21 protein-coding genes and 1 tRNA gene are annotated in these 21758 nt (G+C 41.0%); 7 read left to right on the top strand and 15 right to left on the bottom strand.

The features are described 5' to 3' along the window. Window positions 1–80: 80 nt before the first annotated feature. From DMB45_RS07290 to DMB45_RS07300, 3 genes are all read right to left on the bottom strand, one after another. On the bottom strand, window positions 81–677 hold the full coding sequence (locus DMB45_RS07290) for an RNA polymerase sigma factor (protein ID WP_052634319.1): 597 nt from the start codon (window positions 675–677) through the stop codon (window positions 81–83). Window positions 678–785: 108 nt separating this feature from the next. After that, a complete protein-coding gene (locus DMB45_RS07295; protein ID WP_052634321.1) occupies window positions 786–1565 on the bottom strand; it encodes a DUF1573 domain-containing protein in 780 nt (259 codons plus the stop codon). A 45-nt stretch (window positions 1566–1610) separates the two neighbouring features. Further along, a complete protein-coding gene (locus DMB45_RS07300) occupies window positions 1611–2810 on the bottom strand; it encodes an MFS transporter (RefSeq protein ID WP_041502000.1) in 1200 nt (399 codons plus the stop codon). A gap of 285 nt (window positions 2811–3095) precedes the next feature. Here DMB45_RS07300 and DMB45_RS07305 point away from each other — a divergent pair, with 285 nt between their 5' ends. Beyond that, window positions 3096–6242, top strand: coding sequence for a response regulator (locus DMB45_RS07305; RefSeq protein ID WP_394341856.1), 3147 nt, complete (start codon window positions 3096–3098; stop codon window positions 6240–6242). Window positions 6243–6283: 41 nt separating this feature from the next. Next, complete coding sequence (locus DMB45_RS07310; protein ID WP_041502001.1) at window positions 6284–6514, top strand: hypothetical protein; 231 nt, start codon at window positions 6284–6286, stop codon at window positions 6512–6514. A gap of 38 nt (window positions 6515–6552) precedes the next feature. Here DMB45_RS07310 and DMB45_RS07315 read toward each other — a convergent pair whose 3' ends face one another. Beyond that, the gene (locus DMB45_RS07315; protein ID WP_110688619.1) at window positions 6553–7899 is read right to left on the bottom strand and encodes an MATE family efflux transporter; all 1347 of its coding nucleotides are present in this window, start codon (window positions 7897–7899) and stop codon (window positions 6553–6555) included. 382 nt (window positions 7900–8281) lie between these two features. On the opposite strand from DMB45_RS07315, the gene DMB45_RS07320 reads away from it, so the two are divergent. Then, window positions 8282–8896 carry a flavodoxin family protein gene (locus tag DMB45_RS07320; protein ID WP_041505425.1) on the top strand — a complete coding sequence of 205 codons (615 nt, stop codon included), beginning with the start codon at window positions 8282–8284 and terminating at the stop codon, window positions 8894–8896. Window positions 8897–8953: 57 nt separating this feature from the next. Here DMB45_RS07320 and DMB45_RS07325 read toward each other — a convergent pair. After that, a tRNA-Arg gene (locus DMB45_RS07325) sits at window positions 8954–9027 on the bottom strand. Window positions 9028–9249: 222 nt separating this feature from the next. Here DMB45_RS07325 and tpx point away from each other — a divergent pair. After that, window positions 9250–9750: a thiol peroxidase gene (tpx, locus tag DMB45_RS07330; protein ID WP_041502004.1), complete on the top strand. Its 501-nt coding sequence runs from the start codon at window positions 9250–9252 to the stop codon at window positions 9748–9750. Window positions 9751–9860: 110 nt separating this feature from the next. Here tpx and DMB45_RS07335 read toward each other — a convergent pair whose 3' ends face one another. Then, the gene (locus DMB45_RS07335) at window positions 9861–10181 is read right to left on the bottom strand and encodes a DMT family transporter (RefSeq protein ID WP_041502005.1); all 321 of its coding nucleotides are present in this window, start codon (window positions 10179–10181) and stop codon (window positions 9861–9863) included. A gap of 109 nt (window positions 10182–10290) precedes the next feature. Here DMB45_RS07335 and DMB45_RS07340 point away from each other — a divergent pair, with 109 nt between their 5' ends. Next, window positions 10291–10833, top strand: coding sequence for a Crp/Fnr family transcriptional regulator (locus tag DMB45_RS07340; RefSeq protein WP_041505424.1), 543 nt, complete (start codon window positions 10291–10293; stop codon window positions 10831–10833). 50 nt (window positions 10834–10883) lie between these two features. Here the strand turns inward: DMB45_RS07340 and DMB45_RS07345 are convergent, their stop codons facing one another. Then, complete coding sequence (locus DMB45_RS07345; protein WP_041502007.1) at window positions 10884–12116, bottom strand: competence/damage-inducible protein A; 1233 nt, start codon at window positions 12114–12116, stop codon at window positions 10884–10886. Between the two features lie 48 nt (window positions 12117–12164). Continuing rightward, complete coding sequence (locus DMB45_RS07350; protein ID WP_041502008.1) at window positions 12165–13412, bottom strand: M48 family metallopeptidase; 1248 nt, start codon at window positions 13410–13412, stop codon at window positions 12165–12167. Window positions 13413–13656: 244 nt separating this feature from the next. On the opposite strand from DMB45_RS07350, the gene DMB45_RS07355 reads away from it, so the two are divergent. Then, window positions 13657–15267, top strand: coding sequence for a fumarate hydratase (locus DMB45_RS07355; RefSeq protein ID WP_041502009.1), 1611 nt, complete (start codon window positions 13657–13659; stop codon window positions 15265–15267). A 186-nt stretch (window positions 15268–15453) separates the two neighbouring features. Here DMB45_RS07355 and rd read toward each other — a convergent pair whose 3' ends face one another. Beyond that, on the bottom strand, window positions 15454–15618 hold the full coding sequence (gene rd, locus DMB45_RS07360) for a rubredoxin (protein WP_070807446.1): 165 nt from the start codon (window positions 15616–15618) through the stop codon (window positions 15454–15456). A gap of 51 nt (window positions 15619–15669) precedes the next feature. Then, the gene (locus DMB45_RS07365; RefSeq protein ID WP_082027559.1) at window positions 15670–17037 is read right to left on the bottom strand and encodes an aldehyde dehydrogenase; all 1368 of its coding nucleotides are present in this window, start codon (window positions 17035–17037) and stop codon (window positions 15670–15672) included. Between the two features lie 197 nt (window positions 17038–17234). Here DMB45_RS07365 and DMB45_RS07370 point away from each other — a divergent pair, with 197 nt between their 5' ends. Then, window positions 17235–18215, top strand: coding sequence for a DMT family transporter (locus DMB45_RS07370; protein WP_041505423.1), 981 nt, complete (start codon window positions 17235–17237; stop codon window positions 18213–18215). Between the two features lie 130 nt (window positions 18216–18345). On the opposite strand, the gene miaA is transcribed toward DMB45_RS07370, so the two are convergent. From miaA to DMB45_RS07395, 5 genes are read right to left on the bottom strand one after another with little or no spacing between them, the layout of a single operon-like run. Then, window positions 18346–19251 (bottom strand): tRNA (adenosine(37)-N6)-dimethylallyltransferase MiaA, encoded by a 906-nt coding sequence (gene miaA / locus DMB45_RS07375; protein ID WP_041505422.1) that lies wholly within the window; start codon window positions 19249–19251, stop codon window positions 18346–18348. Between the two features lie 12 nt (window positions 19252–19263). Continuing rightward, window positions 19264–19869 (bottom strand): IS1096 element passenger TnpR family protein, encoded by a 606-nt coding sequence (locus tag DMB45_RS07380; protein WP_041502012.1) that lies wholly within the window; start codon window positions 19867–19869, stop codon window positions 19264–19266. Window positions 19870–19886: 17 nt separating this feature from the next. Continuing rightward, complete coding sequence (locus DMB45_RS07385; protein WP_052634323.1) at window positions 19887–20213, bottom strand: CCC motif membrane protein; 327 nt, start codon at window positions 20211–20213, stop codon at window positions 19887–19889. A gap of 11 nt (window positions 20214–20224) precedes the next feature. Then, window positions 20225–20515 (bottom strand): DUF2752 domain-containing protein, encoded by a 291-nt coding sequence (locus DMB45_RS07390; RefSeq protein WP_041502013.1) that lies wholly within the window; start codon window positions 20513–20515, stop codon window positions 20225–20227. A gap of 25 nt (window positions 20516–20540) precedes the next feature. Next, on the bottom strand, window positions 20541–21632 hold the full coding sequence (locus tag DMB45_RS07395; RefSeq protein ID WP_041505421.1) for a pyridoxal-phosphate-dependent aminotransferase family protein: 1092 nt from the start codon (window positions 21630–21632) through the stop codon (window positions 20541–20543). Window positions 21633–21758 lie beyond the last annotated feature (126 nt).

The raw sequence follows: 21758 nt of genomic DNA on the forward strand, positions 1-21758 counted from the left end.
GACTTAAATTGTACCAACAAACACGCCGAACCCAAAAACGGGTGACAAAAAATCAAAAAAAATAATTTATTATTTTGGAATCAGAAGAGATAATTGTTCGTAACGTTTCTTAATCTTGCAAATAACAAAAGGAGAACGGATGTAAAAACTTTTCCCATATGCTCCCGAATGACCTGGTAAGCCCTCTTCTTTTGTGTTTTCACCGTATTTTCGCTAATAGATAATCTCTCCGCAATTTCTCTCACGGTAGCTCCCTCCAAAGCACCGAACAAAATTTCCTTTTGTTGGCCCGAAAGCAGAGACAACACCTCGTAAAAACGGGAAACAGTCTCTTCCTCCAACGCCATCTCCTTCCCTTTTTCCTCATCGACGATCTGTCGGTCGACCCATATTCTATGAATCGCATCAGACGACTTTTTATCCCGGATATAATTTAACGCCCCGTTATACGTGAAACGATACATATAAGTAGTAATCGCCTTTATATTCGAAAAACCAAAAGAGGAATTCCACAATTTGATAAAACCGTTTTGAACAATATCCTCGGCCGCAACCGAATCTCCGGTAAGTTTAGCGGCATAACTGCATAAAGGAGCATAATAATAACGATACAACTCTTCCCAAGCCGCATCCTCCTTATGATTTACTCCATGCAAAAATTGAAGGTTATCGATCATTGTTTTACCGCTATAGGGCAAAAATAAAAAAAAATCGAATGCTATTTATAAAAATAGACGAATAAAACACCAAACAAGTCGAATATTAGAACAATCTAATAAAAAAGATTATTTTACATATCCCTTCAAAACCAATTTTAATGAAGCATGCCGGGGATCGTTACAGATCACGGTGATGGTTTTACGCTGCATTCCGCATCTGCCTTCTGAATCAAAAACAACATTCATTCTTACGTTTTCACCCGGAGAGATTATCCTTTTTTCCGGAACGGCTGCCGTACACCCGCAAGTCGTTTCTATTTTACGTATAATCAAATCTTTATCTCCTTCGTTTCTCAACACGAAGGTAGCCTCAACCTTTTCGCCTTGGACGATAGTATCAAAATCGACCTCCTTTTTATCCGCTACAATTTTAGGTAGTGACAATTTCCCTGTCGACACCGTATCAAAATGTTCGATCACATTAGCCTCAAGCGAAACTCCCTGATTCGGATCTACCAGCACTCCATCGATTGAAAAACGTAAAAAGGTAAAAAAATACCCCAATTGACTATCTTTTGTCATTTGTACAACGACAAGCAAGGTATCCTGCCCCCGTGCCGCAATTTCCGCATCACCCGACTGCCATTCCTGAAGAGTTCCTCCCGACATCCTACATTGCACTCCCGCGGTATATCCCCATCCCCCCAAACGGATCGTCTTCTCCGTGGGATTACGGACAATAACCGTATCCCGGTACTCCTCGTTCCAATAGATATCTCCCAGTTCCAGTTTATCCGTACTGAAACACAATTTGCCGACCGGACTTACACAGGCAGGACGTTTCCCCGAAGAACAAGCCGTTAATCCGGCGAATATTACCACTAAAACAAAAACAAAATTTCTCATACCGAAATAAGGTTACCCGACAAATATAAGATTTTACCCTAACACTCAACGTAATTTATGGCGATTAAAATGCGGTCCGGCTTTAAATTGGAAAAATAAAAGAGAAAGAACCGTCAGACAGGTACCGAAGAAATAGGCATGACTAAAACCTCTAAAAGCCTGAGCGATAGAACCACCACACATTAATCCGACTCCAATACCCACATCCCAACTGGTCAAATAGGTGGAAGTAGCCGTTCCCCGTTGATTATTAGGTGCCAAATTAACGAACAGGGTATTGAAGGCCGGAAACATCGTCCCAAACGACACCCCTTGCATAAAAGCAATAAAGAAAAACAGTCCAGAAGTCGCCCGGGCATTCCATTTCATCATCTCTTCGCAGGCAGCCAAGGCAAAAAGACTTATACCGGCCAAGTACATTCCTAATAAAATAACCTGTGTAATCCGACCCTTGTCTACCTGTTTTCCTGAAAAAATCCGGGAAACAGCCAAACCGACCGCCATAAAAGTAAAATAGAGTCCCGAATTACCTTGAATGCCGATCTCTTCGGCATACATGGCCACGTAACTGGTTGTCATACCGTAAGGAATAGAAAGCAATAGAAGTGAAATCCCGGCAGGCAGTCCTTTTACTAAAAAGAAACGATCGAGAGAAAGAGGCTCCCGTTTAACCGGCTGTTTATAGGGAGTTTTAACCAAACCCGCCATCACAAAACCTAATCCTCCGGAAATCAGAGAGCAGGCAAAAATAACCTCATAAGGACAATGACCATGCATAAATAACCCGACCATAGGCCCAAAACTCATGGCGATATTATTGGCCAGACCGTAATAACCTAATCCCTCCCCCCTCCGGGAAGAAGGAAGAATATCAATAACGATCGTATTACCCGCCACCGAAACCATGCCGAAAGCCAGACCGTGAATAATCCGGAGTAAAATGAAAAGAAAGAGAGCGGTCGCTATCATATATCCCCCGAAAATCAAGGTAAAAATAAAATATGACAACAGATATAAAGGTTTACGACTAAACGTATCCAGCATATACCCTGAAAAAGGACGAATAGTCAAACAGGCTATCGTGTAACAGGATAAAATAAAACCGATCATGGATTTGCCAGCCATAAACTCCTCTCTCAAATAGAACGGCAACACGGGCAATAGCAAATAGAATGCAAAAAACAGCAAAAAATTAGCAGCAAGGATATGACAGAACCCTGCTGAAAAAAGCTTATCTCTTACCATAAAAACCCTTTAATTACAAACCAATATCTTCAACATTTTTATCTACAAAATTATAAAAAAAGAGACGGGTAACGGGTAGTTTTACAAGAATATTCTAAAAATATAAAAACAAATCACACGAAATACATCTATCTATAAAACAATTATTTACACCTTATACTCATCCCCATTGAAAAGAGAGATCAAAAATAGACAACAAATTAATTAAATAGTTTCTTTTTCAATACAAATTAGTACTTTTGTGTTATAAAACTATAAAATCAATACTTATTATTTGTGTGTGGTATGATTAAAATCAATTCTATTTTTCGGAGCGTATTTATGAATAAACCGTTTTTCTGCATTTTCATACTTTGTATGTATACCTCTACTTCTTTCGCTCAAAAAAACACCCCATCCCAAAACGATTATATCCTGATTATTAACAGTTACACGGAAACGACCCCGTGGAGTTCCTCTATCATTGATCCCATCATACGAATGGCTTCCAAGAATCAAAAGTTGGATATATACATCGAACACATGAATATGTTTGTTGTCAACAAGCAGGAGGAATTAAACGAATTTACAGAACTTCTTTTTTCCGAATATTCGGAAAAACGTCCCAAACTTTTAGTCGTGGTAGGGAATTTTGCTTTACTCCTGAAAGACGAAATCCGAAATAAATGGAGAGATATCCCCCTTATCGTTTGTGCGGAACAGGACTACCTTGGAACACCGGAAAATTATTTGAACAAGACCATTATTAAACCCGAAGACAGAGTTTCTCTCGCCTCATTAGCCGGCGAATATAACCTCACGTTACTCTATTCAAGACTATATCCCAAAGAAAATATTGATTTAATGAATGAAATGCTTCCAGATATGCAGAAGCTATTGATTCTCATGGACAAAAGGTATGTCAATCAACAAATTCAATGGGAAATATCCGAAATATTAAAAAAACATTATCCCCGCGTAGAATACAAAACCATATATGCCGAAGAAACAAGCATAAATCAACTTCTCGACACCTTAAAACTGGTAGACAAAGCGACCACGGGAGTCTTATTCTCTTCCTGGTTCCATGCTCAGCAATTTAACAGAAGAACTCTCTTAATGATTAACTCCTTTCAAATCATATCCAACTCTTCCGTTCCCATTTTTACTTTGAGAAACGCCTTCATGAAACACGGGGGAATGATCGGAGGGTATATGTATGACGACACTGATTTTGAAAACAAATTGATAAAAACGATATCCGAAGTCCTAACGGGTACACAACCGAAAGACATTCCCTTTTATTACCCGGTAAAAGCAGCCCCTACGTTCAATTACAACACGTTACTCCTGAAAGGCATATCTCCCGACATTTGTCCTCCCGACAGCGTGTTTTATAACAAACCGGTAACTTTTTGGGAACAATACAAATACCTCCTGATCGGAATAATCGTATTCCTCGTTATTATTTTATTGTTTTTAATCCAACAAGGTCGTATTATCGTACTGAACAGATTAAAAGAGATGCAGCAAAAAGAGATCGAATACGCCTCCGATTATCTGAATCTCTTCAATAACATGCCAATTCTTTACATGAAAGAGAAGATCATTTTAGACGAGGAAAACAACCCGGTCGATTCCGTCTTTGTTGAAGTAAATCGATTTTTCGAAAAAAGTTTCGGAGATAAAAAAAGCATTATCGGCAAAAAAGTCAGCGAACTGTTCCCCGAGTCCCTCGCCACGTTTATACCGTTCTTTAAAATAGCGATAACAGAAAGAAGAACCATCACGTTCCCCTATTATTTCGAGAGAATCGGCATTTTCTATGACGTGGTTATAAGTTACTCCAACAAGCCGGATACCATCGATATTTTTTGCCTGGACAGCACGGAACTCCATCAGGCTCAAGAAAAAATCAGATCAACGAACCATAAGCTGGCAATGGCTTTGGAAGTAGCCAATATCGTTCCATGGAAATGGAACCTACGTAAAAAAACCATACTCTGCGATGTGAATCGTCCCATAGAGTTAAGCAACGTAAAGCATAATATCAACGAAGATCATCTATCCGTACCGGATTCTCAATATTTTTCCAAAATCATTAAAGAAGACCGCGAAAGAGTCAAAAAAACCTATCAATCTCTGATTGAAGGGAAAATTGACAAGATCAAAGAAGAGTACCGGGTGGTAACTTCCGACCATAACGGGCATCGAATCGACTGGGTCGAAGCACAAGCGACCGTGGATTCCAGGGATGAAAAAGGAGCACCCTTAACATTAGTGGGCTCTTCACTCGTGATCACAGAACGCAAAAAAATGGAGCAAGAGCTGATATCCGCAAAAGACCGGGCCGAAGAATCCAATCGTCTGAAGTCAGCATTTCTGGCAAACATGAGCCACGAGATCCGTACACCTCTGAATGCTATCGTCGGTTTTTCCGGTATATTGGCAACCCTTGAAGAAGAAAAGGAGAAACAGGAATACGTCAATATCATAGAAAACAACAATGAATTGTTACTGCAACTGATCAGCGACATTCTCGATCTTTCCAAGATCGAGGCCGGGACATTAGATTTTATCTATTCGGATATCGAGTTAAACACACTCATGGGCACCTTGGAACAAACTCAATTTTCCAAAATAAACCCGGAAGCCGTTAAATTGCAGTTCGAACCGGGATTGCCCGCGTGTGAAATCAACACGGAAAAAAACAGGCTCACCCAAGTATTGACGAATTTACTCGCGAATGCCATCAAATTTACCACTGCGGGAAGTATTCGATTCGGCTACGAAATTCAGGATAAGTTTCTCTATTTTTATGTATCGGACACGGGCTGCGGAATCGCCAAGGAACAAAAAGAAAAAATATTCGACCGTTTCGTAAAACTCAACACCTTTGCCCAGGGAACGGGACTCGGGCTGTCCATTTGTCAGGTCATCGTTCAGCATATGGGAGGAACTATCGGTGTTGAATCGGAAGAAGGAAAAGGCTCCAAGTTTTGGTTTACCGTTCCCTACCATCCGGTAACGATAAATAAGAAACAGGAACAAACAGTAGAGCCTGTAAAAATAGAAAAGAGTAAATTGACAATCATGGTTGCGGAGGATGATCCGAGCAATTACAAGCTTTTCGAATCGATCCTCCGGTCCGAATACCATATCGTCCATGCTTGGAACGGCAAAGAAGCAGTGGAACTATTCAAAAAACACCATCCTAACATCATCCTCATGGACATTAACATGCCTGAAATGAACGGTTACGATGCGACACGCGAAATCCGTAAATTATCCACACAAGTTCCGATCATTGCGGTGACCGCTTTTGCTTACGCTTCCGACGAACAAAAGATCATGTCGAACGGTTTCGACGGCTATATGGCAAAACCGATTAATGCCAAACAGTTGAAATCACAATTAACAAGCATTTTACAGGAGAGAATCATATTTTTATAGATACCCGATATTTTTTAACACCGTATCCTAAAACGAACAGAATGAAAAAGAAAAACAAAATACCGCAGAAACTCACCCGGCAAATATTTTTCCAATATACGCTACCGATGATGTGTATATTACTCCTGTGGAATGAATACGGAGAGATGAAACTATCCTGGTCATACCTTTTTTTATTCATTATCGAATTTATCGTCGGGACAGGCATCGCTTATATACTGGCTGTCAGTTGGGCAAATCAAATCTCCAGAAGATATTTACCCAAAAAATAATACATCCACGTTAAGTCTATTCTTTACAAACGATCCATTCAATCAGGTTTACGAAACAAGTAATACCCTATAATAATAACAGTCGTTAACGCCTCCGACAACGGCATAGATAACCAGATTCCGACAATACCCATCCACTCCGGCAAAAATATAAAACTCAGGACAAGAAATACAAAACCGCGTAACAAAGCGAACAAGGTTGCGGGTTTCACTCTCTCGAGACTCTGATAATAACCGATCGAAGCCAAATTGACAATAAAACATATAAATCCCATGGCGAAATACGGAAACCCTTCCATGGCAATACGGGCAGCCGCATTATCGGAATTAAGAAAAAATCCGACCAACACGTGCGGGTAAAATATAAACACGCACATAACTATCAAGCCACAGACAACCGCCGTGACAAGAGAAATTTTCCCGGCCAATACAACCCGCCCCACATTCCCCATACCAAAATTATAACTGATGATAGGTTGCGCCGATTGGGCAATAGCATTACCAACCATAAACACGAAAGGAGCATAATAACAGGCAATGCCGAATGCCCCTACTCCATCGTCCCCCAAATAATGCATAAATACCTGATTCCCCGTAAACATAAGCATTGCCAAGGTTGCTTCTCCCAATAAAGAGGAAAAACCGATACGGCATTGATAACCGATGTTCCGCAAAGAGAGCCGTAAACTTTTACGACTTCGTTTGACAGGATACAACCGTAAATGACGTGCAAAAAACAGTAAATAAGAGATCGCTATAAGACCGCCTACCGTGATGCTTATTGCCGTGGCAAAAGCGGCTCCCATTACTCCCCATCCCAAAGGAAAGATGAATAACCAGTCCAAAACGACATTAACCAAAGCCGAGATGACACTACACCACATGGCTAATTCAGGAGCTCCGTCCAGCCGGATAACAAACAAAGAAACAGCTATCCACATTTGAAAAACCAACGACGGGACGAACCATAACAAATAATCCGTCACCATCGGCAACAAATGGTCGGACGAACCGAGCAAATAAGCTGTTTGTCGCGGAAAAATCAGGATCAGCACGGAAGGCACCAAGGTAGCGATCGTTACGAATAACAGGGCTTGGGTTACATTCAATCGGGCTACCTTCACTTTGCCTTTCGACAAATGAATGGAAGCAACAACCGAACTTCCGACCCCTGCCATAAGACCTACCCCCGTAAAAAGCATCAACATGGGTATACAAATATTGACAGCAGCGATTCCGTCACTCCCCACGCCTTGCCCAACAAAAATTCCATCTGCAACAGTAACCGCCGACATACTGAGCATCCCCAATAAGGTAGGTATAAACAACCTGCCGAATAATGTCGAAATTTTCAATGTCTCCAAATTCATAGCATCTCTTTCCATACTTCTATTGACTTTAGTTACTGTCTACCCGCCCGGAGCACATAAAAATACCGGATAAGTCGATTGGTTTTACCCAGTCACCTTATCCGGCATTCTATTATGCCCTCCGATGAGGATTACAAAACTCTCTTTGGTTTTATATCGGATGCAAAGGTAAGAGTTTTCTCCGATTGTCCAATATTTTGAAATATTTCCATCCACTTCCATACAGAAAAAGTTATCTTATACCCGTAAAAAGAGAGCCTCAATAAGCAGGTAAGCATATAAAAGTAAATCGTACTTGTAATATTACCTGCCACACTCTATCTTTACAACAAAAGACAAGGAACCAACAGGTATCAATTAGCGTAATAAGAAACAAAAAACAAAATATAGAAATAACATGAAAGTATTATTGATTAACGGTAGTCCAAAAAAGAGCGGGAATACCTTTATCGCATTATCCGAGGTCGCTTCCGCCTTAAAAGCGGCTGACATCGAAACGGAAATCGTTTCCATCGGAACCAAAGCCGTACAAGGTTGCATTGCCTGCAATAAATGTAAGGAATTAGGCAGATGCGTATTCAAAGATGAACTGTATAACAGTATTAGGGCAAAACTCGGAGAAGCAGACGGAATCGTTATCGGATCTCCAACCTACTATGCCGGCCCTAACGGTTCTTTATGCGCCCTATTAGACCGCTTGTTCTATTCTTGCGGCGATCTGTTGCAATACAAACCCTCTGCCTCCGTCGCAGTCTGCCGTCGCGGAGGAGCAAGCGCCACCTATGACCGTTTAAATAAATACTTCACTATAAACAATATGCCTGTAGTCTCTTCTCAATATTGGAATAGCGTTCATGGTATGTTGCCCGGAGAAGCCTCTCTGGATGCGGAAGGTCTGCAAACCATGAGGACACTGGGAAATAACATGGCCTGGCTACTTAAAAGTATTGAAAACGGGAAACAGGAGATACCGAAAAAAGAACCCGCGATAATGACCAATTTTATACGATAAAACAATACGATCGACCCCTTGTAAACAAAAAGTTTACAAGGGGTCGATCGTATAATGTGATCCGGTTGGGATTCGAACCCAAGACCTACGGCTTAGAAGGCCGTTGCTCTATCCAGCTGAGCTACCGAACCGTTGTCGTTTCTATTTTGACGGTGCAAATATAGGGGTTTTCAAGATAAATACAAATTTTGCCGAATGCTTTTTCATAAAAAATAATAGATGCAAAATAATCCTTTATTTACTAACCTATTAATGGTTCGAAACGTAATATTAGAAATAATTGTGATTTTGCAAAAAAGAAATAAAAGCAGTACATTTGAATACATATTAATGACATATTAAAATCAAAAACAATGGCAAAAATAACATTACAAGGACACAGTATCAACACGAAAGGAAACCTACCCGCAGTAGGTACGGTCGCTCCTGAATTTTCATTGGTTAAAACGGATCTATCGGAACTTTCTTCAGATAGTTTAAAAGGCAAACGGATCGTATTGAATATATTCCCCAGTTTGGATACAAGCGTATGCGCCACCTCTGTCCGCACCTTTAACAAATTGGCAGCCGAAATGAACAACACCGTCGTTTTGGCGATTTCTAAAGACCTTCCGTTTGCTCACGCCCGTTTCTGCACGACGGAAGGTATCGATAAGGTTATTCCGCTTTCTGCATTCAGAAATTGTTGCTTCGGTGACAAATACGGAGTTGAAATGACCGATGGCCCTTTGGCCGGTCTCTTAGCCCGCGCAGTAGTAATCATCGATGAAAACGGAAAAATCATATACGAAGAGTTAGTACCCGAAATCGCTCAGGAACCCAATTACGATAAGGCATTGGCAAGTTTAAAATAAATTTCGAAAAAAAATACTGACATGCGGGACCTGCGAATCATTCACATGTCCCGCATTCATTTTCGACATATCGAAACAAAAAAAACGAGTAAACGGAAGCATATGTATAATCAATGCACTGTTTTTAATCCTATAACCCCTATCAGTATCAATGATACAAACAGAAGCCTGAGTAAATTTACGGCATCCTGAAAAAAGAGGATCCCCATAACGATGGTCCCCACAGCACCAATCCCCGTCCAGATCACATAAGCAGTACCTATAGGAATTGTCTTTTGTGCCAGATAGAGAAAAAATCCGCTCGCTCCCATCGAAATAACAGAGAAAGCGATGAAAAAACAGAAATATTTTTCATACGTACTCGCTAATTTAAATCCCAAAGGCCATCCTATTTCTAATAGTCCGGCTACTAATAATAACATCCATGCCATATCCGACCCATTAATATTTCAGCAAAGTTACGGGATTAACGGAGGAAAGGAATTGATAAAAATCAATTAAATATAAAACAGTTATATTTGCAATACAAAACGGTCGTACATGAACATAAACTCATTTTCCAAGGCCATAGAAGATAAGCTCAAGCTTATAGGAGAAGAGATTTCCCACCCCAAAGGATATATCCTATTCAATAGCAACAGGGTAGAACGCAACATATACATCATACGACAAGGTATTGCAAGAGCTTTTATTGAAGCTGACGGGAAAGAAATTACGATCTGGTTCGGGCAAGAACACGATATAATTCTGTCTGCCAACGGATACGTGGACGGAAAAAGCGGATACGAGACAATGGAACTATTAGAAGAATCCGTTTTATTTAAAATAAATCTGATTTCGTTAGCTAAGCTGTATCAATCAGATATTGAAATGTGTAACTGGGCACGCCAGTTGATCGAAAAAGAGTTTGTTCGTACAGAACACCATCTCATTTCCATTTTATCTCAACCCGCATCAGATCGCTACTCGCAACTTTTACATGAAAAACCTGAAATATTACAACGGGTACAATTACGACATATTGCCTCTTATTTAGGTATAACATCCGAACATCTAAGCCGAATACGCGCTAAGAAATTCTGATTCAATCAACCTGAAGCCTTAGAAAAGCGGTGATTTATTCACCGCTTTTCTTATCTGTTCCTTATCTCTTCAACAACCATTTCTATCGCTTTCATCGTCGCTTTTCCGATATTCCGTTCACGGGTAAAGGAAAAGGTATACTTCCGTGCAATCGTTTTTTCCGGAGTCGCTAATCCGATCCAGACCGTACCTACCGGTTTTTCCGGAGTTCCTCCGGTCGGACCGGCTATTCCCGAAGTAGAAACGGCATAATCCGTTTCCATAAGACGACGTACGCCTTCCGCCATCTGCACCACAACCTGTTCGCTAACAGCCCCGTAAGCATCAATAGTATGAGGATCGACTCCTAACACCCGCTCCTTTACCTCGTTGGCATAAGCTACAACGCACCCTTTAAAATAAGCCGACGCTCCGGCAACTGACGTAATCTGTTGGGCTATATTTCCTCCCGTACAACTTTCCGCGGTAGCAATAGTCTTTCCCTTTATTAACAGTAATTCTCCCAACTCTCTCTCCATACAATCTTCTTCTCCGATCGTAAAGCGTAATCCTTGTAACACCTCTTTTAAAGTCTCAAAAAAAAGATCCAGATTATATACTCCCTCTCCCTTGGCCGTCAAACGCAATTTAATAAAGCCGGGAGAGGGTAAATAAGCTAATCCCAACCCTTTCGGCAACTTTTCCTCCCAGCTTTCCAAACGAATCGCCAGCTCCGATTCCGGAATATCGTACACCTTCAGCATTCTGTATTCCAGCATTAAATGAGGATACCTTTTCCTCAATTCCGGAATAACAGTACGGGTCATCAGGTCCTCCATTTCAAAAGGAACTCCAGGCAACGAGATCAAAACTTTGCGGTCCCGCTCAAACCACATCCCGGAAGCGGTCCCCTTATGATTAAGCAATATTTTACAATTTTCGGGCAAAAAAGCCTGCCCTCTATTATTTTCATTCATCCTCATCCCCCCGTTTCGCAATAATTTCTCGATCCAGGAGTAAACCTCTTCATTCAACACCAGACGCGTATCGAAATACTCTGCCAACACCTTTTTGGTAACATCATCTTTCGTCGGCCCCAGTCCGCCTGTAACGACGACTAACTCTGCATGCCGCATCGCGTAATCGATCCATTCCCTGATCTTATCCCCCTGATCGGGAACAGACAATATATCCACCACCTCCGCTCCAAGACGGGTCAACTGTTTCGCAATATATTGCGAATTGGTATCTAATATCTGTCCCAACAAAATCTCATCCCCGATAGTAATAACAATTGCATCCATATGATTTGAAATTTGAAAACAAATCGGACCTTATCCGTTCTGTTTATATTATACATTATCGTTTATTTTTGAAATCGCATCAATCCTTTTTAAAAGCGAGGGATGCGAATAATAGACAAATTCGTATAACGGATGAGGTGTCAAATTACTCAACGCTTTCACCGATATTTTCTTTAAACCGGAAATCAATTCATTTCCATTATAACTTACGGCAGCATAAGCATCCGCCTCGTACTCGTTCTTACGCGACCAGCTATTCATGGCAATCCCTAAAACCGTGCTGATCGGAGAATAGAGAATAGCAAATGCGACTAACCCTAATTGAAAATAAGCCCGGTCTCCCCCAAGGGCCAGGGACAAAGAAGTATTATTCACGAAAAAAGAAAAAAGTCCCAGCATAACTCCCATCTCCAAAACGGATACGAACATACCCTTTAAGGTATGTCTCTTTTTATAATGTCCTATCTCATGAGCCAACACGGCCACGATCTCTTCTTCTGTCAATTCTTTGATCAACGTATCATACAAAACGACCCTTTTTTTGGGACCGACACCTGTAAAATAAGCATTGGCTTTCGTGGAACGTTTCGATCCGTCGATCACGTAAATATTATCCAATTTAAACCCTACCCTTTCAGCATACGATTGGATCTTATCCCGCAAGCCTCCCTCTTCCAACGGAGTTTGTTTATTAAACAACGGAACAATTAACTGAGAATAAAACAAAGACATAAATAAAGAGAAGAGAGTAATACCCCCCCAGGCATACAACCAGAAATATACTCCGGCCCACGTGTAGAACCAGGTAATCAAAACCAACACGACTCCTCCCATTAACAGTGAAATACATATTCCTTTTAATTTATCCGTCCAAAAAAGAGTTTTTGTAGAAGTATTAAAACCATATTTCTCTTCGATCTTGAAGGTTGCATAATAATCAAAAGGAATATCCAATACCGAGGCTACCAAAGACACTCCCAATATAAATATAGCCGTCTGTCCTATGACGCTCCCCGTCAGGGATACTACCCAACCGTTATACCACCCGAAACCGCCTAATACCAAAAAAGAGATCATAACTACAAAATCGAATACCGAACTCCAGAAATCCAGCCGGCCGTTCTGCCGTTTATAATCCTGAAAAGAACGGTATTCCGTTTCGTTGTATATTCCGATCAAAGCTTTTGGCAAACAAGGAGACATATGTTTCAGATTCAGGTATTCCAACCCTCTCTCCCACACAAAATCAAAACAAAGAAAAAGTACAATTATTAAAAATATCAAATCAGACGTCATATCCTTGTATTTTAATCGATAGACAAAGGTATACAAAATAACCCGATTTATTATCCGGGATTTCAGTTTTACCCCTCCCTTACGAGATCTTATTTAAACCATCGGACGAAAACTCTTTTTCGTTCATTTTATCCGGGAAGCAGTTGGACTTCTCGTTTATTAATTTTAATTTCGTTGCCGAATTAGAGAAATTTTTCCGTTATGGAAATCTAAAATACAAAAACACTTTAAACCATAAACGATCATGGCAGATTTCAAGTATCAAGAACCGTTTCCAATACAAAAAGATTGCACGGAATACCGTCTGTTAACCAAAAATTACGTAAAAACCGTAGAGGTAGAAGGACGAAAAATATTAAAAATTGAAAAAGAGGGCTTGGAACTGTTGGCCCGCGAAGCCTATGCCGACGTCTCTTTTTACTTACGTGCTTCTCATTTACAAAAATTAGCCGATATCCTAAAAGACCCGGAAGCTACCGACAATGATAAATTCGTAGCCCACACGATGCTATTGAATCAGGTCGTTTCGGCGGAAGGAGAACTTCCGACTTGTCAAGATACGGGAACAGCCATCGCTATCGGTAAAAAAGGAGAAAACGTATGGACCGGGTGTAACGATGCCGAAGCTATCAGCAAAGGGGTATTTGAAACATACAGGGACAGGAACCTACGCTATTCTCAAGTGGTTCCCTTCACGATGACCGAAGAAAAAAATACCGGTACTAATTTACCGGCACAAATCGACATCTACTCCACGCAAGGCAATAAATACGAATTTCTGTTTATAACCAAAGGAGGAGGATCTGCCAACAAAACGTTCCTGTACCAACAGACGAAAGCTCTATTGAATGAAGAGACACTGACCACGTTCATCAAGGAAAAGGTAAAAGACTTGGGAACATCGGCATGTCCTCCTTACCACCTTGCTGTTGTCATCGGCGGAACTTCTGCCGAGGCTTGCCTTGCCACGGTGAAAAAAGCATCTGCCGGATATTACGATAATCTTCCGACACAAGGAAACGAGGGAGGTCAGGCCTTCCGAGATTTGGAATGGGAAGCCAAAATCCAGAAAATATGTCAGGATATGGGTATCGGTGCTCAATTCGGCGGAAAATATTGGGTACACGACGTACGGGTAATCCGTCTTCCCCGCCATGCCGCATCCTGTCCCGTGGGTATCGGAGTAAGTTGCAGTGCAGACCGGAATATCAAGGCTAAAATTACGGAAGAGGGTATTTTCCTGGAACAACTGGAAAAAAATCCAGCCCGTTTCTTACCGGCTGAAGCCCCCCATCTGGCCCCCGCGGTAAACATCGATTTGGATCAGCCGATGGAAAATATTTTAAAAGAGCTTAGCAAATACCCGATTAAAACCCGTCTAAACCTATCCGGAACCCTGATCGTGGCACGCGATATCGCCCATGCCCGTATCAAAGCAATGATCGATGAGGGCAAACCCATGCCCGAATATTTCAAAAAACACCCGATCTACTACGCGGGACCGGCTAAAACTCCCAAAGGAATGGCTTCCGGTAGTTTCGGACCTACCACGGCAGGCCGCATGGACCCTTATGTGGATCTGTTCCAAGACCACGGAGCCTCTATGATCATGGTTGCCAAAGGAAATCGTTCACAAGCCGTCACTGACGCCTGTAAGAAGCACGGAGGTTTCTACCTCGGTTCCATCGGCGGCCCGGCGGCCATTTTAGCAAAAGAGAGCATCAAATCCGTCGAAATCGTCGATTTTGAAGAACTCGGCATGGAAGCCGTTCGCAAAATCCGGGTGGAAAACTTCCCTGCCTTCATCATTGTAGACGACAAAGGAAATGATTTTTTCGCAGAGTGGTCACATTGACAATTGTAGATTAGGTGATTAGAGAATACCACTTACAATCTAAAGCTTATAGATAAAAATGCTGTTCTATCACCGAACAGCATTTTTATTATTTCGCTTACCTTCTTTTGTTTTCAGTTGTTCTTAAAAAAATCTCACCAAAGCTTTTGAAAGCTAAGGTGAGAATTACACAAGATAAAAATCTCTTTATTCTTCCACAGGCTCAAAATCTTCCTTGCCTACCCCGCATAAAGGACAAACCCAATCATCGGGAAGATCTTCAAATGCCGTTCCGGGTGCTATACCACTATCCGGATCCCCTTCCGCAGGATCGTAAATGTAACTGCATACAGTGCAAATGTACTTTTTCATAACGCTTTTCTTTTATAAGGTTTCTACTATGGATAGTTAACTATCCGTTTGCTAATTTAAAAATTTTTTTATCCAATTCACTTTATACGGCGGATAGCGTAAAGGGATATCCATCCAGGAAAAAGAACGTAGGATTGCCCGACGATTACTGAATAATTCAAAACTGGCTTTCCCGTGATATTTTCCCATTCCGCTTCTCCCGACTCCACCGAAAGGTAAACGAGCATTAGCCAAATGCATAATCGTATCGTTAATACATCCACCCCCGGAAGATGTCGAACCCACTACCTGTTTTCCTTCCTTTACATTACCAAAATAATACAAAGCCAAAGGCTTATCCCGCTTGTTGACAAATTCAATGGCCTCTCTTATATGTTCGTATCCGATAATCGGCAATAAAGGACCGAATATCTCTTCCTGCATAATCGGACTATCCGGCTCTATCTCATCTAATAATGTCGGGGCAATATACCTATCAACTATACTATATTCTCCTCCGTGTATAACTTTTCCCGAAGAGTGCATCAAATTAATCAATCTCTTTGTCCCGGCTTCATGTACTATTCTACCGTAGTCCGGACTATTTTTCGGTTCTTCTCCCCAAAAAGAGAAAACAGCCGATTTCATTTGTGTTATAAACTCATTTTTCAAATGACTGGGGATCAATACATAATCCGGAGCAACACAGGTTTGTCCCGCATTCAAAAATTTTCCCCAGGCAATCCGGCGAGCCGTTAATCTCATATTACATCCTTCTCCTACAATACAAGGACTCTTTCCCCCTAACTCCAGCGTAACAGGAATTAATTGCTTTGCAGCAGCTTCCATCACTTTTTGTCCAAAACGAATCCCACCCGTAAAAAAAATATAGTCGAAACGTTCTTTCAACAAAGCTTCCACCTCTTCCTCCCCTCCATTAAATACAGAAACGTATTCCTGTCGAAATACCCCGTTTAGAATCCGAGAAATCACTTTCGAGACGGCAGGAGCATAAGGCGAAGGTTTTAATACCGCCACATTTCCGGCAGCAATAGCCCCGATCAAAGGCATCATCAACAACTGAAACGGATAATTCCATGGGGCAATAATCAATACGATTCCGTAAGGTTCAAACAGTATTCTACCCCGCGAAGGAAATAAAAACAATGGAGTGCTTACCTTCCGCTCTCTGCTCCATCGACGTAAATTCCTTATACAATCTCGGATTTCATTTAAAACAATTCCGGTTTCCGTAAGATAACCCTCTCCTTCCGATTTATGTAAATCGTTCCACAAGGCGCGGCTTATCTCATGCTCATTTTCTATGATCATTTTCTTCAAGCGTCGTAACGCCTCTACCCTGAAATTAAGATCACGCGTGACACCGGTTGCATAATATGCCCTCTTACTCTCTATTTGAATCCGTTCTTCTGTCATCATAACTGATTTCGTCTTTAAATTATACGGATCTTATTTAACAAAGATATGATTTCAAAAGTTTTTTTACATAAAATACCCTGTTTTTTTACTTTGACAACAAAAAACTTTTTCCACGCGTTATCGTTACAGTTAAAAATAGATAAAGAGTTTTGAATGTAAAAGCCCTTTACACTTAATTGAGAATTAATGAATAATCCATGAAAATAGGAGCTTTGTTCGCTTTACTAAGCGTAATTACCTGGTCCGTCAATAGTGTCATCACCCGGTATTGCCTGCTAAACTATGATATTAACATACTTGTGTTTACATCACTACAAATATTTTCCGGGGGAGTAGCATTACTTATTATCCGGGAACCGGTCACCACGCAAAATTGGAAATCCGGAGTCAAATACTCTTGGTTGTACACTTGGCTACAAATTTTCCGGAATTTCTTTTTAGCAGCCATTTATCTATATATCAGCAGTACCGAAACCAGCCTGCTGATCAATTTGGAAGTAATTATCACGACCATTTTGACCTATCTTTTATTCAAACGCAAACCTCATGGCTGCGATATCATCGGCATGCTGGTTATCCTCACCGGAATCGTTCTTTTTCTCCTGTCTCTTCCCGAAGCCATTCGAGGAAAAATAGCAATACTTGTTGTTTTGGCAGCTTTTGCCAGTTGTATCCGGGCTGTAATCGTAGAAAAGACGACCATCATGAGTCCCAACACGACCACACGTCAAAAATGCGGTATATCCGGTTATACGATGTTTTGGGGCGGATTTTCGGTTATTTGCATATTAAGCGGAATCGCTTTATTCGAGCATTTCTTCGCGAAAGATTTAATAGACCTCCCCTTATCTACTCTTTACCTGCCCAAAATAAAAGATATCATTAATCCGGCAGGCCTCATAAGCGCATGTCTCACCGGCCTTCTAATCACATCACTTTCCACTTACTTATACTATGCAACCCTACAATCCGCAACGGCCGAAACCTTTATGACTTTCAGAGCTTTTCAGCCCATGCTCACCTATGGTTTAGAAGTTTGGGCCACTATTTATTATTTCGCCATGCGTCCGGATTTAAACACAAAGGATTTTATTTTGGCCGGGGTCATTATTTTCGGATCATTTTTAATCCTGATCATGCCCCCCAAACGGGATCAAAAGCAATATATGACAAATTGAAAAACTGTATAACGACGATAGCAAAATAAAAGAAGTGCTCATCGACGATCTCGAATTTTTAATTTCCAATTTAAAAACGACAAGATCAGACCTTAAATACGAATCAATTTACAAATAAAAGATTCTGAGATTACGTGATGAAGTGATTTACAATAAAATCAAGTATCTCCTGTTTTTGGGAGGGATGAAACCAAGTGATGCTTGTATCCTGGCGAAACCAAGACAATTGTTTTTTGGCATAACGACGAGTATTCCGTTTGATCAGACGAACGGCTTCTCCCCGATCGGTTTTTCCATCGAAAAAATCAAATAACTCTTTGTATCCTACCGTATTCAACGCATTTAAGTGCCTTAAAGGATACAACGAGCGAGCCTCCTCTTCCAAGCCCTGTCTAAACATTTCGTCGACCCGGGCATTAATGCGGGCATATAATTCATCCTTATCCCTATTTAGTCCTATCTTTATAATGGAGAAATCCCGTTCTTTCCGAATTCCGGTACGTAACGAAGAATAAGACTTGCCCGTCGTCAAACAGATCTCGACGGCATGCATCACCCGCTTTGCATTTTTCAGATCGACCATACCGTAAAAAACGGGATCCAATCTTTTCAACAAGAGTCGCATAAATTCCAGTCCCTTTTCCTGAAACATCTGCATAACCGATTGCCGCACCTCCGGGTCCACATCAGGAATCTCATCTATTCCCTGGCACACAGCATCGATATACATCATAGAGCCCCCTGTCATAACAACAACGTCTCTCTCCAAGAAAAGCTCTTTTATCCGGCACAAAGCCTGTTGTTCGAATTCCCAACAATTAAAATAATCTTTTACAGAAACAGACTGGACAAAAAAATGAGGAACCGCCGCCAATTGCTCTTGATCGGGCACGGCAGTTCCAATATGCATCTCCCTAAATAATTGCCGGGAATCACACGAAATAATAGCCGTTTGAAAATAAGTCGCCAGCTCTATACTCAGATCGGTTTTTCCCACCCCGGTCGGTCCGAGTAACACTAACAACGTTTTCTTCATCCGATGAAACAATTAAAGCCTGTCAATATAATCATCCAGACTCTCGTAACGATCTTCCCGAAAATCCTCCTCGTCGTATCCCCGATCTTCCCGGTCCTCATCCCCGTAACTATCGTTCCCGAACTCTTCCATGAAGCTATCGTCATATTCATCGTCAAACTCCTCCTCCGGCTTATCGAACTCCCAATTATCATTACCTTCATCAAAAGAAAATTGTTCCGGAATATCCCCGTCACAGAACACGCACACGGGCATAACATCGGAAGAATCACGAACATATTCCCCGGCATACTCCACCCTGAAATAACGATTCGTAAAAAAATCAAAAACATACTCCAACTCTAAACAACCCGGCTTTATAATATCACTGATTTTCGTACTATCCATCACTAAGGTATCACTCTCTTCTTCATCCGTCGCCATATCCATTAGCGCTATCTCTTTCCCCCGATTCCCCATTTTGTCAATCGTAAAAAAAGAAGCCATTTGTGAATTGTCGTAATTCAATACATCCACGATTTTATCATGAAACTGTTGAAACGTTTGGTCTCCACCAATTGCGATTTCACATCTAAAATCCGAACTATTCGGTAAGCTGATTTCAAATCTGTAATCCATATTCTATTTCATTTATCCTACATCATTGAAGAACCCAAGCCTATTGCGGCTATTCCCAACACCATTAGAATTATTAACACAACCATAGCAAGAGAGATACAAAGCCCTATGATAGCACATACTCTTCCTGCATTCAAATTTTTATAAGAACTTTCCGTATAAAGTTGCGGGTTTTGCAGATACATCTTACGAGGTTCTGAAGCCAAAACGATAGCAATAATACCCAGTATGACCCCGATTATACTCCCGTAGCACATCCAACAGAATATAAGTGATAAAATCCCCAAAACCAATATTGCCGTCGCGTTAGGCAAATTCATTTTTTTCAATTCTTCTACTTCCATTCGTTTGTATTTTAGATAGACATTAATTTAAACAAATATGATATTAAAATTATAATCAAACAAGCAAACCCGCTAATTTTTAATATGCTTGTCTCAATTTTCTTTATTCCTACTATTCTTCCTATAATCAGCAAGATAAACCACATAAACGGAAGTAACGCCGGATAGGTTACGACCGACTCCGATACCTCTCCTTTCATCAGTAACAACATAGCCGTCTGAAAACCACATCCGGGACAATCTATGCCGCATAATGTCTTTATCCAGCATGACAATTGATGTACTTCAAACCACTCCGTCATTACAAACTCGCTTCAAAGGCCGATATTATATATTGTGGATAACCGTCTCCAGTATGTCCATAGCCTCTTTCACCAAATTCATATTAGCCTGAGATCCCATATGTCCTATACGAAATACTTTGCCGGCCAAACAACTGTAATTTCCACCCACGACCATATTCTGTAAACGCAATTCGCTATCCAATTTTTCCCACGTCATATGTTCAGGAACATAAACGGCCGTAACCGTAGGAGAACAAATCGCATCTTCGAGCGGATAAAGCTTCAACCCCATCTCCTTAATCCGTCCCCGACAATATTCCGCCACCGTATGATGACGATTAATACAATTTTCCAGCCCCTCCTCAAATATTAGTTCGCATGCCTTACGCAACTGTGCAATACCATGCCAATAAGGCGTATAAGGAAAATACCCCGTTTCAACTGCCTTCAGAAAAGGCAATAAGGCCTCGTATCCGGGATAAGCGACTTCTTTGACAATTTCCCACGCTTTTTCGCTCACGGAGAGAAATGCCATATTCGCCGGTGCAGATAAGCATTTCTGTGAACCGCCCAACGCCAAGTCCACGTTCCAACCGTCAACGTCAATACAAGATCCCCCCAATCCGGATACGATATCAACACACAACAACGGGACATCGTATTTCACCTTCAAATCGCCAATCTCTTTGACCGGATTCATCGTTCCGCTCGGAGTTTCATTTTGCACCAAAGTGATCATCTTAGGCTGAAAATCTTTTATTGCCTTTTCAATCAAATCAAAATCCGTTATCGTTTCATCGAATCCGAAAGCCAATGTTTTTACTTCACAACCAATGGATTCCGCCATTTCTCCAAAACCATAACCAAAGATACCCGTAGAAATAACCAATACCCGATCTCTTGACACTAAAGTACTTTTCAATGCTGTCCACAAAGCCAGCATACCTTCTCCCGTTTGAATGACGACATGATTTTTCGTATTCATCATTTTCTGCAGTAATCTTTCCGTTTCCCGGTACATGGTCAAGAATTCCGGTTCCAAATCGGCTGAACCGTAATTAAAGGTCGCAACATTCAAAACTTCTTTAGGAACTGAAACCGGCCCCGGCACTAATGGTATAAGATATTTCTCCATTTCTTTTCATTTAAACTTAAAACGAACAATATTTCGAGTCATTCTTAAAGAATGTGAGAAAATAAGTTCACCTATTTTCTCTATTCAGGTTTGCAAAACTATAAATAAGATTTGTTAAATACACGG

This window comes from Sanguibacteroides justesenii (assembly GCF_003204205.1).
In the GTDB taxonomy this organism is placed as follows: domain Bacteria; phylum Bacteroidota; class Bacteroidia; order Bacteroidales; family Marinifilaceae; genus Gabonibacter; species Gabonibacter massiliensis.